The following is a 15,235-nucleotide window of genomic DNA, read 5'->3' on the forward strand; positions in this document are numbered from 1 at the left end:
GATACCAACAAGAAATCTTGGTAGTGGACGCTTATCGCTCACAGGAGGATATAGGCCAGGTTTGGATCCTTGAAGAATCCTCGAATGATCTCCGGGAATTCTTGTAGTCGTTGGAAGGCGTTGAGGACGGTTGATGTCATCTCGTCTCTTGTCTTGGCCGCGCTGCGTCCGACGTTGTGGGTCTTGATGTTCCGCCAGACCCACTCGTCCGGGTTGAGTTCCGGTGAATAGGCGGGCAGTCGGATGATCCGTAGCCTGCCCTCGGTGGATTCGACGTACTCCATGACGGCTTTCGAGTGGTGGTAGCCGACCCTGTCGACGACAAGCCAGACAGGCGCGTCGGTGTCGTGCAGGACCTGGGCGCAGAACCGGATGAACGCCGCACTGTTGAACGTGCCCTCGACAAGGTCGAAATGGATGTCATCGGCGGTGCTGACAGCGGAGACCATATTGATCGTGAACCGGTCGCCGGTCTTGACCACCGCGGGTGTCCTCCCGACCGGCGCCCACGTGGTGCCGGCGTGGTAGTCCGAGCGCACGGCCGCCTCGTTGGCGAAGAAGATCCTCGCGCCGGCCGCGTCGGCCTCCGCTCGTAACGCGGGGAACACGCTGGTCCGCCACCGGGCGACATCCTCACGACTCTGCTGATACGCCCGATAGACCGGACGCTGCGGCGACAAACCCATTCTCGCCAACAGTCGACCCACCGCCGGAAGACTCAACTCGACCTCGAACCGAGCCGCGATCAACCGCCGCACGATATCCCGCGTCCACAACGCGAACCGGAAACCGTGCATACGAGGGTCGCCACCCACGATCACCCCGTACAACTCGGCGACCTGCACATCAGCCAATTTCCGAGGACGACCCGACGCCCTCTTACCGCGAAGCGCACCCTCGCCCGCCGCCCGAAAATCCGCCACCCACTTGAACACCGTCGACCGACCGATACCCAACGCCGCCGCGATCACATCTGGACTCACACCAGATTCCACCTGCCGCACCACACGAATCCCCAACTCGTCCAAACCCGCACGCGGCAACCGCTTCCCACTCATCCCATCAGCATGCCACACAAAACACTCCAAGATCCACTAAGTTATGATCTTGTTAGTAGGAGCCCAGGAGTCTTCTGCAACTCGTTGGGCTTCATTTTCGGCCTCCGCGTTTTCTCGAATAGCCAATCTCACGCCGAAAAGTGCGAGTGCGAGAGTAGTGAGATACCCTATTAGTACGAGGTATCGGGTCAAACTCTGCTGCCACAATTGGAAAACCGCCCACCCGCCGCCGACTGCCGTACTCAACCAAATGATTCCGACAAGGCCAAGGGTCCAGATAACACTTGTTCGTCTTGCATATCCGGCGGCCACGCGGCTCTGACCAACGAGAAGGGGGTAGCCGAACTCTGTCTGCAACCGAGCCTCGAGCGCTTGACGGTGCCCGCTGTGCATTCCAGCGTCCGTGTAGATCTGGATCATATAAATCAGAATTATCAATATGGTGACCGGCAACGCGAGGAGGACAGTCTTCTGGTTTTGAAACAGGCCCAAGGTGAGCCCAATTCCTAAGAATGCGCCAGTCACTGCGACGAAACGCTCAGCCGCAGCGTGCCTTTCCGCAATTGCATCGCCGAGCCTAGCAGCCTCAGAAATCAATGCCTGCAGAGCAATCTTTTGCTTCTCTTCTTTGTCAATCAATATCACACCTCGCTTTCATTTCAATGCTTCGGCGATACACCTACTCGCCAACTCTGCCCGTCAGGCGAACGCGAAATAGCGTAACAGAGAATCTCAAATGCCGACCATGCATCGACGACTCCAAACAACCCTCCCAGGTTTTCTCTTCGACTAGTGAACGCCTGAAGATGAGAAATTTATTAGTTTCTCCTACAAATAGTTGATGGCCGGGTGTGTGGGTGCAAGACGGGCAGTGTCCATTTGCTGCCCGTCGTAAGTGCTGCTACCGGTGGACCCTACCACTGCCGATGATATATCATGGGTGGTGCGCTGTCAGTTTATGTTGATTTCACGTGCAGAAGGCTGTCACTGAGTTGGCCTGTTCGAACGGTTCACGGTCACTGGAAGAGTAAGCCCCGGCGACTGGACTTCTGCACACAACCTCCTTGGGTCCACGTCCGGCAAGCGCACCGAGGGGGGTTGGGGCGGCACGACGCGGCCAAATTGGCTGAGGTCGAGACCCGGGTGGCGCACGACTGCCCGAGGACCTTCGCGCGCTGTCTCTTGATGGCCAACGACTTCAGCGAGTCCGGTTTGCTTGGTCGGTACAGCCACGCCAAGCTCAAATGGGTTGAACCCCGAGGAGACCTGGCTAGAGCCGCTGTTCGAACAGAGCCCCGTGTACGCGGTCTGGCCGTCCGGCCGAGTCAAGCGTGTCAGTGGTAGTCCGTGAGGTGGATCAAGTTCGGCGAGAACGCAGGCAGTAACCTCCTTGTTGACCTCGATCCGGACGTGCACGGCTCACGCGGCCAAGTGATCGAGTAAGGCGGGGACTTCGGCGGCGCCCCCGTCTGGTGGCTGCGTCGGTGCGCGACATGGTGGTCGTTGCCGCCCAGCGGGAAGGGCGATACGAGGTGGCGGAGGGCGCGCTGTATCCCGAGGCGGCCTTCAACACCGGATCCATCGAACCGCACAGCACGGTGTTACCGGCGTGCTTACCGTGGTCGAGGATCCCTGGGAGGCTCAAGAGGCCTATCTCAACGGCGCGTTTGAAGCTGACCTCGCCGACCTGGCGCAGCTTTCTCGGCTGATGTCGCTTCGGGTGGACCGGGCGGGGCGGGTCGTCGGCGACGCGCGGCAGCTGCCCTTGCTGGAATTGTTGAGCGTCGACGCGGCTGTGGTGGAACTTGCAGGCACAGGCGATCACACCGCGCTGTGGGACCTTTCGTTGCGTGGGGTGCGGCACCCCGTGCCCTCCCCCGGCCTGCGTGGATTGACCCGGCTCGCGATCGCCGGCGTGGACGTACCGGATGTCGAATCGTTGCACGTGCCCAATGTCTTGGTCGCCGACGCCGACCAGGTCGACCCGCTGCTTCGCGGGCAAGCTCGAGCATCTGGATGCCTTGTCGATCGACGGCCGTTCCTCGCTGACCGACGTGGTGCGGCTGCGCGAACAACTCACCGGCGAGCAGACTGAGGTGCTGCACATAAGCGGAAGGTTCTAGCTTGAGCGGGGATGTCCACACCGGGGGCTGACTCCGACCGCGCCACGGTCCAGGAGATGGAAACACTAGCGTCGGCGCTTGCGCAGCGCTTTTGATCGACGGATGCCTGGGCGCCGGGTTCGGGGCATGGCCCGCAGGATGAGGGTTTCAGGTCGGGGCTCGGGCAGGAACCTGGACAGGCGGTCGCCCGCCAGGAAGCCGAGCGTCAAGGCTGCGCCCGGGATTCCCATCATCAAGGCGAACAGCAATCCGCTGTCGTGTCTGAAGGGGAAGTCCGCCGCCAGGACTTCAGTGGTGGTGCCGCCGGATGTGGTGCGGCCATCGTTGCGTAGCTGGACTTCGACGGTGCCGCGCAGCTCGTGGGCTGAATGGACCCGCTTGGTGATGGCCTCTTGTTCGCCGTCCCAACGCGCCAGCGCGTCGCAGGTCGTCGCCATCCACAGGTATGCCGGGCTACTCGAGCAAGACCGCACCTCGGCCGTGCCGGTGCGTTCGACGTTCCGTTCCGCCTAAGTTGTCAGCCCAGGTGTTGCACCGCGATGAACGCCCAGATCCCCGCCAGCATGAAGACGACACCCACCACGACGGCCGGCCCGATGCGCGTCTGGTGCACGCTCAATGTCCTCCTCCAGGTTGAACCCTCGCCGTAATCGGGCGAACTCAAGGTTGGTACTGCCGTGGTCTAATTGTTCTGCTGACAACAGAGATCGAGACCAACGGGTCCGCTGGCGGGTACCGACGAACCTGCTGGCGTCGACAAGGAGCGACTGTGCCTCGTTACGCCTACGTGTACGTCGGCCAACCGGCGCGTGCCAACTTCGGCGTTGGCATGGACAGCCTCACGTGGGGATGGAAAAAGGACTCGCACGGCAGTGAGGTCGACGCCGCGATGGCCGTTCTCCGGGACCCGCGGAACGCGAGTTACCTGGTCTTCGCCCAAGGGCTGCGGACATCGAACCCGCCGGTGGGATGGCCGCGGACACCCGCGGGTGATCCGGCGTGGACGAGGGCGTCCCTGGACGCAATCACCCTTGCCCGAGTCACCGGGCCGCTCCGTGAAGAACATGAGCCGCTGTGGTCGGATGACCTCTACCCGTTTCGGGTGTCATTGGGATCGGTCGTTGAGTTGCCTGCGCTCCCGCACAGCGCGTTGGCCCCCGAGGCGATGACCGCTGTCCGCAACGCGGCGCTGCGGCGTGGGTTGCCCGTGCTGGGGCCGGTCCCCGTCGACGATGTCGAGCTCGGCACCGATGACTCCGCCCAGTTCAATGCGCTGGTTCCCGACCGGCTGCTCAACGGCTTGGACGGTCTGGACGGCCTCGCGTTGGCGCTCGTTCGGCGGGAGCAGAAGTGGCTCAGGCGCCAGGTGTTCGGTGAAGCCCCCGCGATCCCCTGCAGCTTGTGCCACCGGGAGTTGCCGGTCTCGCTGCTGCGGCTGGCTCACATCAAGCGGCGGGCCGACGCGACGCCCGTGGAGCGCTTGAACGCGGCCAACACCATGCCCGCGTGCACCCTCGGGTGTGACGAGTTGTTCGAACGCGGCTACCTGCTGGTCGATGAGCAGGGGCAGATACACCGGAATGCCGCGGCCCCGACGGTGACGGTGGACCTCAACATCGCGTTGTCCGAACTCGACGGGCGGCACGTCTTCGGCTACCGCCACGCGTCCGCGTCGTTCTTCGCCGCTCACGCCGCCCGGCACACCACCGCTCGCGAGGGCTAGGGCGCTGCTAGGCGGAAGGTGCTGACGGCGAGCAACTCCACCGATCGGGCCGTGACCTCCGCCGACGTCGCCGGGCCGGTGAAGGTGGCTTCCACGCCGTCGGCGGTTTGGGTGACGGTGGCGCTGTCGATGGGGATGTGGCTCCACCCGCGCACCCGGAACTCGCTGACCCCCGTGAACGACAACCGCAGGCGGACGTGGTCGTGGTCCGGTTCGTCCGGGGAGAACGGGCGCTTGAGCGGGCCTTCGAACGATACCGACAGCTCCGCGCCGCGGTCGTCCCAGTGGAGGTTGATCAGGTCGAGGCCGGAGATCGCCTCGGTGAGGTCAGCGGTCATGGAACACCTCCGCGTCCGGGCCCGGGACGGTGGTGTGCAGGCGCCGGTCGAGCCTGTTCAGGAACGTGTGGCGGTCGTCGCCCTCGCGGTAGGCGCTGATCCTGGTGATCATCAGGGTGGCGCTCGAGGTGAAGGTCAAGTCCACGCCGCCGGTCACCGAGACTGAGAGGCGGTTGGCAGGCTGGTCGACGAGCCGCACGGATGCGGTCGCGGGGAGCGCGCTGCCCGTGAGGATCACGTCCTCGACGGCCAGGAAGCGCACGTGGCACTGCAGCCGGTCGAGGCCGTCCCACTCCGCGGGTGGGTTGTCCGGGAAGCGCGGCAGGTCCAAGCGCAAGCTCACGGTGGGGCCGAACCTAACCAGACGAACCTGGTGGACGACCACGTCCGCGAGGTCCGGGACCTGTTCGTAGAGGTCCCGGAGGTCACCACTGCGGACCGGAGTAGCCCGGTCGGCCCAGGTTGGGGTCATAGTAGTAATGCTCCTGCGCTCCCGGGACCTGGCCGTGCCGGGGGTCCTCGTAGGGCCGGACGTGCACGTGCGGGGGTTGGTTGCCCAGGCCGGTCGGGTCGCCGAAGTCGTGGCCGGTGTAGTGGTCCTGGAAGACGACGAGGTTGCCGTTCACGTCCTCGTAGACCTCCTCGGGGAACATCACCGGCTGGTGGTTGGCGTCCATGACCTGCCTGCCGTTGGGCGTGGTGGACGGGGTCAGGTAGGCGTCCAGGGGCTCGGCGCCCTCGGGTACTCCCGCGTCCCGCAACGCCTGCTGCTTGGCCTGTTCGCCGCAGATCAGGCCGAGGGGGTCGATCTGGCGGGTGGGGTTGGGGACGTAGGTGCTCGGGTTGGGCGCCGCGGCCAGGCCGAGCGGGTCCGGGCTCGCGTAGCGGCCGGTGTCCGGGTCGTAGTAGCGGTGCAGGTTGTAGTGCCAGCCGGTCTCGGCGTCGTGGTACTGGCCGGGGAACCGCAGCGGGCACTCGTCGTCGGCGGTGGTGGTGGTGCGGCCCCAGAGAGTGGCCCGGGCCCGCCAGGCGACCCCACCCTCCGGCGTGACCAACTCGGTGGGGGTGCCGACCTGGTCGGTGACGATGGCGTGGAAGCGGGCGTCCACCTGCTCCCGGGTCAACTGGCTGACCGGGGTGAAGGTGTTCGGCGCGTACTCCCAGGTGGTCGTCACCGCGGCATCGGTCTGCTCGACCAAACGCGCACCGTCCCAGGCGAAGGTCACCCGCGCGGTGACCGCCCCGCCCACGACGTGTTCTTTCGACACTCGCCGACCCAGCGGGTCGTAGCGGTAGCGCCATGTGCTGCCGTCCGGGGTGGTGACTGAGGTGAGGCGGTCCTCGGCATCCCACGTGTACCGCCACGAGCGGCGCTGACCGGAGAGCGTGCGGTGGTCGCGGGCGATCACCCGGCCCTGGGCGTCGTGGGTGTAGTGGGTGCGCGCCGTGGCGCGGAGCAAAGTGCCCGCGTACTGGTGGACACCGCCCGACGACGAGTTCGTGATGTTGCCCGCACTGTCGTACGAATAGCGTTGCACCTCAGCGCCGTGCACACCGGTGACACGACCGAGCGGGTCCAGTTCGAAGCGGCTGGTGCGATCACCATCCACCAGGCTGACCAAGATTCCGTCTGGCCGGTAGCGCATGCCGCGGTGAACCAGCCCGGCCGGGGTGGTGACCCGTTGGCCGACCAGCCTGCTGGTCGCGTCCCAGGTGCGGGCGACCACGACCGCGCCGACCTCGCGCCGGACCTCCTGGCCCGCCGCGTCGTGCTGGAACGACATGGTGTTGCCCCCGCCGTGCAGGGCGACCGGGTTGCCCACGGCGTCGAACTCCCAGGTCGACTCCACACCAGACGGGGTCCGTCGGGCGAAACGCCTGCCCGCCGCGTCGAAGGCGGACTCGACCACCCGGCCTTCGACGGCCTCGGTGACCACACGGCCCGCGGCGTCGCGGGTGAGGGTCAGCACCACATCCGGGGCGTCCGCGCGGATGATCCGGCCCTTGGCGTCGCGCTGGAAGGTGGTCGTGCCGTCTGGGGTGTGCTTGGCGATGACCTCTCCGGTGGCGTCGTACTCGAATCGCACTGTCTGGCCGACGCCGTTGGTGCGGGAGGTCAGGCGGTTCGCGGAGTCGTAGGTGTAGGTCAGTGTGCGGTGGTTGAAATCGGTCTCGCGCACGACATTCCCCGCGCCGTCGTATTCGTAGCGCCAGGTCAAGCCTTGCGGGTTCGTCACGCCGACCAGCCGCAGCTCGGTGTCGTAGGCGTAGGTGGTGCGTGCGCCGTCGGCGGTCGTCTTGGCGACGGGGGTGTCGAAGTGACCGACCTCGGTGGTGGTGAGCTGGCCCAGGGCGTCGAGGTGGCTCACCTGGTTGCCCTCTGCGTCGTAGCGCCAGCGGACGGTGGCGCCGTTGGGATCGGTGCGGAAGAGCGGCTTGCCCTCCACCGTCCACCCCCAACGGGTGGTCGCGCCGAGAGGGGTGACGGTCTCCACCACGCGCCCGAAGGCGTCGCGGCTGTGGCGTGTGGTCGCGCCGAGGGGGTTGGCGCTGGCCACCACCAAACCTGCGGCGTCGGTCTCGAACCGGGTGACGGCACCCACTGGATCAGTGATGGCTCGGATCGCGCCGCGGGGGCCGCGCTCGAAACGGGTAGTCGCTCCCGCCGGGTCCGTCTCGGCGACCAGGCCGCCGCTCTCGTCGTACTCGCGGACCCAGCGGGATCCGTCCCGGTCGGTGACCAAGACGGGCAGACCGTGGCTGTTGTAGACGGCAGAGGTAGCGCTGCCGTCCGGTCGGGTAACGGAGGTGGTGTTGCCCGCCTCGTCATAGGTGTAGCGCGTGGTGTGGCCCAGCGGGTCAGTGACCGCGAGCAGCCTGTCGTGGGCGTCCCACTCCCGCAAGGTCACCGCGCCGAGCGGGTTCACCTCGCGCACGACTTGGCCGAGCTCGTTCATCTCGTACCGGGTGCTGCCGCCCAGGGTGTCGGTGTGCGTGGTGACCCGGTCGCCGTAGTGGAAGGAGCCGTTGAGCGCCCCACCGGATCCGATCGTGGTGGTGACCCGGCCATCCGAGTCGTAGACGTAGCGGTACCACTGGCTGTTGCGATCGGTCCAGGAGGTCAGCTTGCCGTCGTCTGAGTGGGTGAACCGCAGGGCCTGACCGGAGGAGTTCACCGCCTCGGCGAGGTGTCCGCCGTCGTAGCTGTAGCGCATCACCGGGACTGAGCCCGCCGGGGTGACCGTGCTCAACCGGGTGACCAGACCGTCGGCTGTGTCGACCCGCACGCGGTAGCCGCCGGAGTGGTGCAGCTCCACGGGCGCCCCGTCGTCGGAATAGGTGATGGTGACCTCAGAACCACCCCGGTGGGTGATCGCGGCCAGGGGCTGGGTGCTGCCGGCTGTCCACTCAGGACCAAGTGGGGCGAATCGCAGCGTGCGGCCACCTTCCGGGTCGGTGACCTGATAGCCGGAGGCGGTGCGGCTGAGCTGGAAACGGGGTCCGTGATCCGGTGCGACGGACTCGCCGTCGGCGGGTACCGGGAAGCGCAGCAGCCTGCCGTCAGCCGTGGCCAGCCAGACCGCTGTGCCGGTCAGCTCGACTCGTTGGTCCAAAGTGGACGACCAGGACGATCCGAACAGGCCGCCCGCGCGGTAGCCCGACTGGTGGTGGCGGGCGATGACCAGCGGCAGGATTCCGGGCAGCTCCAAGTCGGTCTGCGAAAGCACCACCTCGCCGGTGGTGACGTCGACCGGGTCGTCCTTGCAGAACGGCCGCTCGGCGGAACTGGATGCCGAGCGCGGGTCGCCCGCCTTCGCCTCGATCCCGCCGCCGCGAACCTCGGGTGCGCCGGTGTGGGCCTTGGGGGTCCCGTGCGCGGTCGGCGTGTGGTTCGCACTGGTGCGGCGCAGGCCCTTGAGCTTGTCCGCGACTTTGGCGAACAGACCCTTGAGCTTCTCGAGTAGCGGGTTGACCTTGCGGATGGTGCCGGTGACCTTGGCGACCAACTTGGACACCTTCGCCATGGCGTTCGACACCGCGACGGTGACCTGCCCGACGACGACCGGAGTGGCCAGGCCGAGCGTGAACGCCTCCTCCAACAGCCACTGCACGCAGTTGCCGACCAGCCGGGCGATCAGGTCGCGCACTGTGGAGCGCACGGCGTCGACGAGGGCACCCATGATCGTGGTCGCGGTGGACAGGCCGCCCGCTATCGAGGACGCCGACGCCAGTGCGTCGGAGATCCCCGACGCACTGGCGCGGTACCCCTCGGCGGCGGCGCCCTGCCAGCCGGGCAGGTCGCGCGACAGCAGGTCGGCGTGGTCGCGCTGGATCGCGGCGAGCTCCTGGGAGACGTTGGACCAGGTCTGGCCGTAGGACGCGATCACCTCGGGTTTGCCCGCGAGCCAATCCAAGGCCTGCCGGAGTGGCTCGAAGTGCTCCATCAACCACCCCGCCCCGGCGGCGAACAGCGCGCCGAAGGGGTTTGCCACCGTGTCGGCGATGTCAGTGGCCAGTGCCACGGCCCCGAGGCCGCCCTCGACCCAGCTCCCCGACGAGAGGCCCTCGTAGGCGGCCGCGGCGTCCTCCGCGATGGGGATCCCCGAGTACGCCTTCGTAGTGCTCTCCGGTGCCGCTACCAGCGGGTTGCTCATTCGGCACCGCCCGTGAACATCGCGGTGTTGGTGTCCTCCGTGCCCGAGTAGCCCTGGGCGGCCTGCCTGAGGTTGTCGATGTCGTTCGCCACGGTGTCCACGCCCGCGGCGATCATGTCGCTGCCGAGGGACTCGAACGGGTCGAGCAGCCACGCGAAGGGCCTGCCCAGCACCCCGTAGGCGTCGTTGTCCATGCTCACCTGGCGCGCCGCGGACAACGCGGTCGACAGCCGCAGCTCGAGGTCACCGAGGTGCCCGGCGTGCGTGGTCAACTCGTTCCCGGTGACCTCCACCTGATCACCCACGTCCGTCACCGTCCGAGCGCCGGTAGATGCTCAGATCATCGAAGTCGTCCTCTTGCCGCGCGGTGTCGGCGCCGGGTGCCGGGGGTTGGGGGAACGACGACTCGGCCTGCTCCAGCAGGTGCGAGACCACGCCGTCGCCCGCCATGCCGTACTCCTGCGCGACCTGCGCCATCAACTGGGGCAGCTGTCCTTGCGCTGCCCGCAGGGTGTGCATGACCTGGGCCGACAACTCCGCCATCGACCCCGGCTTGGCGTTCTCCTCGATCCGGATGTCGGTGGGCAGGCCGCGCGAGTCGACGCTCACCGACACCGCCCCGTCGGCGGAGCGCGCGGTCGCGGTCAGCTGGGTCACCCGGTCGGTGACCTCTTTGACCCGGGCCAACCGCTCCTGTCCGCCGTGCTCCCAGTCCGCCACCATCGACTCGACGGCCGACAGCTCGGCACCCGCATCGCCAACCACGACAACCCCTTCCGCCAGGCCGCTCCAGGCTACGAGCACCGATCCCGCCGTGGCACCCGAACGGCCGAACTCCGGTCCGTCCGGGGACGGTTGTGCCGAGCAGCCGATGTCTCGATCATGGTTCGGTGCAGCTGGGGGATGGCGATGCGACGCGGGCCGGGGTGTCCAACCAGATCACCGGAGCGGTCAACGCCCCGGTGATCCAAACGGAGGTTGGCGATCGGCCCCTGTCGGGCCGAGGTGGAGTTACTGGTGAAGCCCAGTTGCTGCGCGGCGCACGACAACCCACGAAGAAGGTCGACATGGAGCCGTCCAGGTCTCGTTGGTGTTCACCGCTGGTTGTCGTCCAAGGACAAGAAGAAGACGGTGTGGTACTCGAGGTCCTTGCTCCGGTGGACGGTCAGCAACGCGCCGGCATCGGCTGACTCGAACTCCTCGAAGACCGAGTTCCAGTCGGGCGCGTCGGTGTGACCTGGGCCAAGCGGGCGGTAATGCCTTCAGCACGACGTCGAGGTCTTCGCCACGCCCACCGGACTGGGTGTACGTCCGCAGGTCCGCCAAGCCGACGAGTTTGGTACCGCACGCTATCTCGGTGCGGCTGTCGACCGCCATCCAGACCAACATCTAGTGCGGAACTGGCAATGATCTGGCCGGTATTTGGCCTGTTCGGCCAGTCATCGGCCATTGTTGGGCAGTTCCGGCGCGATCCCCCGAATCGCTGTCCTGGGTGGAGCTCCCGGTCCCGGCGGTTGCGCGCCGGGACCGGGTTGGTCAGCGGCGGCCGCAGAAGGCGGTTTCGAGGAACTTCAGGCCCGCGATGTTCTGCGCGGTCTGCTCTTCCTCGTCGCCGCGGGGTGTGTAGGAGAGGGCTACCTGACGGTCTTGGGTTCCCCAGAGTTGTGTGGTGAAGCCGAAAGTGCCGCCGTTGTGGCCCCAGACGGGGCCGCAGGTCAGTTGGGCGCGGGCCAGGCCCATGCCGTAGTCGAGGTCGTGCGAACCCGGGTCGGTTTGGTGGAGGGTGGTCATCTCTTGCCACTGCTGGGGGCGGAGGAGCTTGCCGTTGAGCAGTGCGCGCTGGAAGCGGAGCAGGTCGTCGGTGGTGGAGATGATCTCACCCGCGGCGCCTGCCCAGGACGGGTTGTGCTCGGTGACGTCGACGTCTGTCTGGGTCGTGCCGTCGATGGTGGTCCAGTAGCTGTGCGCGTGCGGGCCGGGGATCTTGGTCGACCGGCCCGGCACCGAGGTGTCGGTCATCCCCAACGGGCGCAGGATGCGCGCGCTGACCTCTTGGCCGTACGGGTGGCCGGTGACCTTCTCGATAATCATGCCGACCAGGGTGTAGTTCGTGTTGGAGTAGCCCCACTTCGTGCCGGGGGCGAAGTACGGGTCGTGTTTGACCGCCTTGGCCACCAGCGAGCGTGGGGTGAAGGTGCGGTTGAGGCCACCCTGGGCGACCCAGGTGCGGAACACCGCTGGGTCGTTGATGTCGGGGAACACCTCGGTGGACTCGTTGGTGGGGTCGAACAGGCCGGAGGTCTGGTCGAGCAGTTGGCGCACGGTGATGTTCTGTCCATTGGGGACCAGACCGGGCAGGTGCCGCTCGACCGGGTCGGCCAGGCTGAGCCGGTGTTCGCCGACCAGTTGCAGCGCAGTGGTGGCGACGAAAGTCTTGGTGACGCTGCCGATCCGGAACCGGCCGTCGCTGCGGACCGGGGTTTTCGTTGTGAGGTCAGTGGTTCCGGTGCTGCCGCGCCAGGTCTTGTCGCGGTCGCGGATCTCCGCGATCGCCGACACCGCGCGGGCGTCGGTGATGGCCTTGAGGTCTACCCGGCGGTTGTCGGTCGAGGCACTGGCCGCGGGCGCGGTGGCCGCTAGGCACGCCAGTGCGATGAGAGTGCAGGTCAAGCCACGTGACACGGGTCTTCCCTTCGGTGGGACGAACACGGGTTCGCCGTGGCTGAGCCTGGTCGTTCGCGGTGCGCGGCCTCATCGCTCCCGGTGATGACCACCCCTGTCCACCCGGAGGGGGAGTCCACATGGGACCGCGTTCCGCTTATGCGCGCAGGCGGTAGCGGAGGAAGCGGTGACCGTCGATCTCGGTCTCGCCGTCGGCGGCGTAGCCGAGCCGGTGCAGGGCGTGGGTGGGTGGTCTGCTCGACGGGAGCAGGACGGTGACCGACGCGCAGCCGACCTCGGCGAAGGTCCGGGTGACCACCTCGTCGTGCAGGCGCCTGCCCAGGCCCCAGGCTTCGCGACCCAGGACCAGCGCGATGTCGACGTCATCGCCCTCGGGTTGCGGGCCGCCCCAGCCGAGGAAGGTCTCGGCCGTGCGGAACGCCCACGGGCCGTAGCCGTGTTCGGCCCAGACCTGTTCCTTGGCGGCCACGAAAGCGGCGCACTCGCTCTCGTCGAAAGTGCCGGTGGAAAGCGGCATGTGCTTGCGGACCGACGGGCTGTTCATCAGCGCGATGATCGCCGCCGGGCTGATCCGGGGCAGGCGGGTGAACTCGATTTCCATGCGTTCCTCGCAATGCGGCTCGGGGTGGGGACGAGTGCAGCGGAGAAGTCCCGCCGGGTCAATGTCTTCGCGGGCTACAAACCGCACAGTCGAGGTGTCCGTTTTGATCTGTGGTTTGAAAGTCCCCCACTCGCGACGATTGGGGGTATCGCGGCGGCGGTCGAAGATTGATAATGGTCTAGACCTTTGACGAAGGGAGACTGTGATGGGACTCCGCCGCTCCGCCGCCGTGCTCGTGGCGCTCACCGGGGTGTTCGTGTCGATGAGCGCGGTGCTCGTGGCACCCGCCTACGCGCACGGGTCGATGAGCAACCCGCCCAGCCGGATCTACCGGTGTTTCACCGAGGGGCCCGAGAACCCCAAGTCCGCCGCGTGCAAGGCGGCCGTGGCCGTCGGGCAGAGCTGGCCGCTCTACGACTGGGACGAGGTCAACCTGGCCAACGCCAACGGGCGCAGCCGGGAGATCATCCCAGACGGCAAGCTGTGCAGCGCCGGTCGGGACAAGTACAAGGGGCTCGACCTGCCCCGGGCCGACTGGCCTGCGACGACGCTGCCGAGCAGTGGGGCGTTCACCTTCCAGTACAAGGAGACCGCCGCGCACCCGGGGACCTTCGAGCTGTACGTGACCAAGGCGGGCTACGACCCCACCAAGCCGCTCAAGTGGTCCGACCTCGAGGCGACGCCGTTCTACAAGCAGCTGAACCCGCCGGTCAGCGGTGGGGCGTACCAACTGCGGGCGACCCTGCCCGGTGGGCGCACCGGCAGGCACCTGATCTACGCGATCTGGCAGCGCCACTACCCCGACAGCGGGGAGGCGTTCTACTCCTGCTCGGACGTGATCTTCAACTGAGGTTCCCGGCCTGGTTCAACGATCCTATGTGTGAACAATAGGATTGTCCGATTGTTGAACAATACTACTATCCTATTGTTGAACAGAGCGGGCGCCGTGGGGAGTGGCTGGTCACTCCCCACGGCGCTCACTCACAGCCGATGCCGTCGCTGTCGTTGTCCAGGCCGTAGATGTCCCGGCCGATGACCCGCACCGGGCCCGCGACGTACGCCGGGCCGTTGCCCTTGCCGCCCGCGCAGTCGACGTCGCTGGCGATCGGGACGCAGCCGGAGTAGTTCGGGTCGCACCCGGACGGCGCGGCGGGCGGTTTGGTGGTGGTGGTGACGGGCTTCGGCGCGGGTGGCCGCGTCGTGGTCACCGCAGGGGGCGGGGCCACCGGCTTCGGCGGCGGTGCGACCGTGGTGGTGATCACCGGCGGCGCGACTGGCGGTGCGACCGGAACACTCGGCGCGACCGGAGCGGCGATCTCCGGTGTGGTCACCGGGTCGACCGTTGTGGTCGGAGCGACCGAGGTCGTCGTTGAGCTCGTCGCGGTGGTCGTGGACGAGGTGGTGGTGGGCGGCGCCGTGGTGCCGATGGCCGCGGTCGGCGCTGCCGAGTCCTTTTTGGACGCGATCGCCGCCACGAAGACCAAGGCGATGACCGCTGCCGCGATCCAGACAGGTTTGCGGATCGCGGAGGCACGGCGCGGAACCGGGGACGGGTGCGCCATCGGGACCGCAGTCGGGACCGAGGCGGCCGTCGGCGCGGGGATGGGGAACCTGGTCGGCGCCGGAGCAGGCATCGGCGCGGGCAGCACGGCGGTCGCCACCGGCGTCATCGGGGGGACCAGCGGCGTGGTGTCGGGGTCCCGCGGCAACCGCAGTACGACCTCCAAACCCTTGGGTCCCAACTGGACCACCGCCGCGCACCCCGGTTTCCCGCCACCGGTCAGCACCGACGTCACGAGCCTGCCGTAGCGCTGCGACATCAGGTGCGTGAGCTCGCCGACCCGCCTGCCGTCCAGCCGCACCTCGATCGCCTGGGCGCCCCGGTGCCTGCCCGACTTGACCGTGCACCACCCGAGCTCGGCGGCCACGGGTCGCTCTGCCCCTTCGGGCACCTGGTAGCGGCTGAGCGCGGACTGGTGGTGTTCCTCCCGGGTGACCACGACCTTCACCTCGGCGTCGAACAGCACCAACCCCGCAGAGGAGTTCTCGAACATC

15 protein-coding genes are annotated in these 15,235 nt (G+C 67.2%); 4 read left to right on the forward strand and 11 right to left on the reverse strand.

Annotated features, from left to right (window positions below; all coding sequences use genetic code 11):
* Positions 1 to 38: 38 nt before the first annotated feature.
* Together QSK30_RS06165 and QSK30_RS06170 are read right to left on the reverse strand one after the other, a co-directional pair.
* Positions 39 to 1,058, reverse strand: a complete 1,020-nt coding sequence (locus QSK30_RS06165; RefSeq protein WP_285500264.1) for an IS630 family transposase — start codon at positions 1,056 to 1,058, stop codon at positions 39 to 41.
* Between the two features lie 36 nt (positions 1,059 to 1,094).
* Positions 1,095 to 1,697 (reverse strand): hypothetical protein, encoded by a 603-nt coding sequence (locus QSK30_RS06170; protein WP_285500266.1) that lies wholly within the window; start codon positions 1,695 to 1,697, stop codon positions 1,095 to 1,097.
* A 979-nt stretch (positions 1,698 to 2,676) separates the two neighbouring features.
* Between QSK30_RS06170 and QSK30_RS06175 the strand changes: the two genes are divergently transcribed.
* The gene (locus QSK30_RS06175) at positions 2,677 to 3,153 is read left to right on the forward strand and encodes a hypothetical protein (RefSeq protein ID WP_285500268.1); all 477 of its coding nucleotides are present in this window, start codon (positions 2,677 to 2,679) and stop codon (positions 3,151 to 3,153) included.
* Positions 3,154 to 3,246: 93 nt separating this feature from the next.
* On the opposite strand, the gene QSK30_RS06180 is transcribed toward QSK30_RS06175, so the two are convergent.
* Positions 3,247 to 3,618: a hypothetical protein gene (locus QSK30_RS06180; RefSeq protein ID WP_285500270.1), complete on the reverse strand. Its 372-nt coding sequence runs from the start codon at positions 3,616 to 3,618 to the stop codon at positions 3,247 to 3,249.
* A 332-nt stretch (positions 3,619 to 3,950) separates the two neighbouring features.
* On the opposite strand from QSK30_RS06180, the gene QSK30_RS06185 reads away from it, so the two are divergent.
* The gene (locus QSK30_RS06185) at positions 3,951 to 4,904 is read left to right on the forward strand and encodes a hypothetical protein (RefSeq protein ID WP_285500271.1); all 954 of its coding nucleotides are present in this window, start codon (positions 3,951 to 3,953) and stop codon (positions 4,902 to 4,904) included.
* On the opposite strand, the gene QSK30_RS06190 is transcribed toward QSK30_RS06185, so the two are convergent.
* The 5 genes from QSK30_RS06190 to QSK30_RS06210 are packed head-to-tail and all read right to left on the reverse strand — an operon-like array spanning position 4,901 to position 10,662.
* Positions 4,901 to 5,242 (reverse strand): Imm50 family immunity protein, encoded by a 342-nt coding sequence (locus QSK30_RS06190; protein WP_285500273.1) that lies wholly within the window; start codon positions 5,240 to 5,242, stop codon positions 4,901 to 4,903. The two genes, QSK30_RS06185 and QSK30_RS06190, sit on opposite strands and share 4 nt — an antisense overlap.
* Complete coding sequence (locus QSK30_RS06195) at positions 5,232 to 5,714, reverse strand: Imm50 family immunity protein (RefSeq protein ID WP_285500274.1); 483 nt, start codon at positions 5,712 to 5,714, stop codon at positions 5,232 to 5,234. Before QSK30_RS06195 ends, QSK30_RS06190 begins: the two co-directional genes overlap by 11 nt.
* Positions 5,668 to 9,897, reverse strand: a complete 4,230-nt coding sequence (locus QSK30_RS06200) for a DUF6531 domain-containing protein (protein WP_285500276.1) — start codon at positions 9,895 to 9,897, stop codon at positions 5,668 to 5,670. Before QSK30_RS06200 ends, QSK30_RS06195 begins: the two co-directional genes overlap by 47 nt.
* Positions 9,894 to 10,202, reverse strand: a complete 309-nt coding sequence (locus QSK30_RS06205; RefSeq protein ID WP_285500278.1) for a type VII secretion target — start codon at positions 10,200 to 10,202, stop codon at positions 9,894 to 9,896. The genes QSK30_RS06200 and QSK30_RS06205 overlap by 4 nt, the downstream gene beginning before the upstream one ends.
* Complete coding sequence (locus QSK30_RS06210; RefSeq protein ID WP_285500280.1) at positions 10,195 to 10,662, reverse strand: YbaB/EbfC family nucleoid-associated protein; 468 nt, start codon at positions 10,660 to 10,662, stop codon at positions 10,195 to 10,197. The genes QSK30_RS06205 and QSK30_RS06210 overlap by 8 nt, the downstream gene beginning before the upstream one ends.
* A 125-nt stretch (positions 10,663 to 10,787) precedes the next feature.
* Here QSK30_RS06210 and QSK30_RS06215 point away from each other — a divergent pair, with 125 nt between their 5' ends.
* Entirely contained in the window at positions 10,788 to 11,087 is a 300-nt protein-coding gene (locus QSK30_RS06215; protein WP_285500282.1) for a hypothetical protein, read from the forward strand.
* Between the two features lie 346 nt (positions 11,088 to 11,433).
* Here QSK30_RS06215 and QSK30_RS06220 read toward each other — a convergent pair whose 3' ends face one another.
* Positions 11,434 to 12,579 carry a serine hydrolase domain-containing protein gene (locus tag QSK30_RS06220; RefSeq protein ID WP_285500284.1) on the reverse strand — a complete coding sequence of 382 codons (1,146 nt, stop codon included), beginning with the start codon at positions 12,577 to 12,579 and terminating at the stop codon, positions 11,434 to 11,436.
* Between the two features lie 136 nt (positions 12,580 to 12,715).
* Positions 12,716 to 13,180 (reverse strand): GNAT family N-acetyltransferase, encoded by a 465-nt coding sequence (locus tag QSK30_RS06225; protein ID WP_285500286.1) that lies wholly within the window; start codon positions 13,178 to 13,180, stop codon positions 12,716 to 12,718.
* Positions 13,181 to 13,385: 205 nt separating this feature from the next.
* On the opposite strand from QSK30_RS06225, the gene QSK30_RS06230 reads away from it, so the two are divergent.
* Positions 13,386 to 14,030 (forward strand): lytic polysaccharide monooxygenase auxiliary activity family 9 protein, encoded by a 645-nt coding sequence (locus QSK30_RS06230; protein WP_285500287.1) that lies wholly within the window; start codon positions 13,386 to 13,388, stop codon positions 14,028 to 14,030.
* A 127-nt stretch (positions 14,031 to 14,157) separates the two neighbouring features.
* Here QSK30_RS06230 and QSK30_RS06235 read toward each other — a convergent pair whose 3' ends face one another.
* Positions 14,158 to 15,234 (reverse strand): hypothetical protein, encoded by a 1,077-nt coding sequence (locus QSK30_RS06235; RefSeq protein WP_285500289.1) that lies wholly within the window; start codon positions 15,232 to 15,234, stop codon positions 14,158 to 14,160.
* Position 15,235: the final 1 nt, after the last annotated feature.

Origin of the sequence: Actinokineospora sp. NBRC 105648 (assembly GCF_030269645.1) — a bacterium.
Classification (GTDB): domain Bacteria; phylum Actinomycetota; class Actinomycetes; order Mycobacteriales; family Pseudonocardiaceae; genus Actinokineospora.

Excerpts from the sequence above, each read along its gene's own strand:
- QSK30_RS06165 (WP_285500264.1), bottom strand. The coding sequence starts at position 1,058 with ATGAGTGGGAAGCGGTTGCCGCGTGCGGGTTTGGACGAGTTGGGGATT.
- QSK30_RS06180 (WP_285500270.1), bottom strand. The coding sequence starts at position 3,618 with ATGGCGACGACCTGCGACGCGCTGGCGCGTTGGGACGGCGAACAAGAG.
- QSK30_RS06190 (WP_285500273.1), bottom strand. The coding sequence starts at position 5,242 with ATGACCGCTGACCTCACCGAGGCGATCTCCGGCCTCGACCTGATCAAC.
- QSK30_RS06195 (WP_285500274.1), bottom strand. The coding sequence starts at position 5,714 with ATGACCCCAACCTGGGCCGACCGGGCTACTCCGGTCCGCAGTGGTGAC.
- QSK30_RS06200 (WP_285500276.1), bottom strand. The coding sequence starts at position 9,897 with ATGAGCAACCCGCTGGTAGCGGCACCGGAGAGCACTACGAAGGCGTAC.
- QSK30_RS06225 (WP_285500286.1), bottom strand. The coding sequence starts at position 13,180 with ATGGAAATCGAGTTCACCCGCCTGCCCCGGATCAGCCCGGCGGCGATC.
- QSK30_RS06230 (WP_285500287.1), top strand. The coding sequence starts at position 13,386 with ATGGGACTCCGCCGCTCCGCCGCCGTGCTCGTGGCGCTCACCGGGGTG.
- QSK30_RS06235 (WP_285500289.1), bottom strand. The coding sequence starts at position 15,234 with ATGTTCGAGAACTCCTCTGCGGGGTTGGTGCTGTTCGACGCCGAGGTG.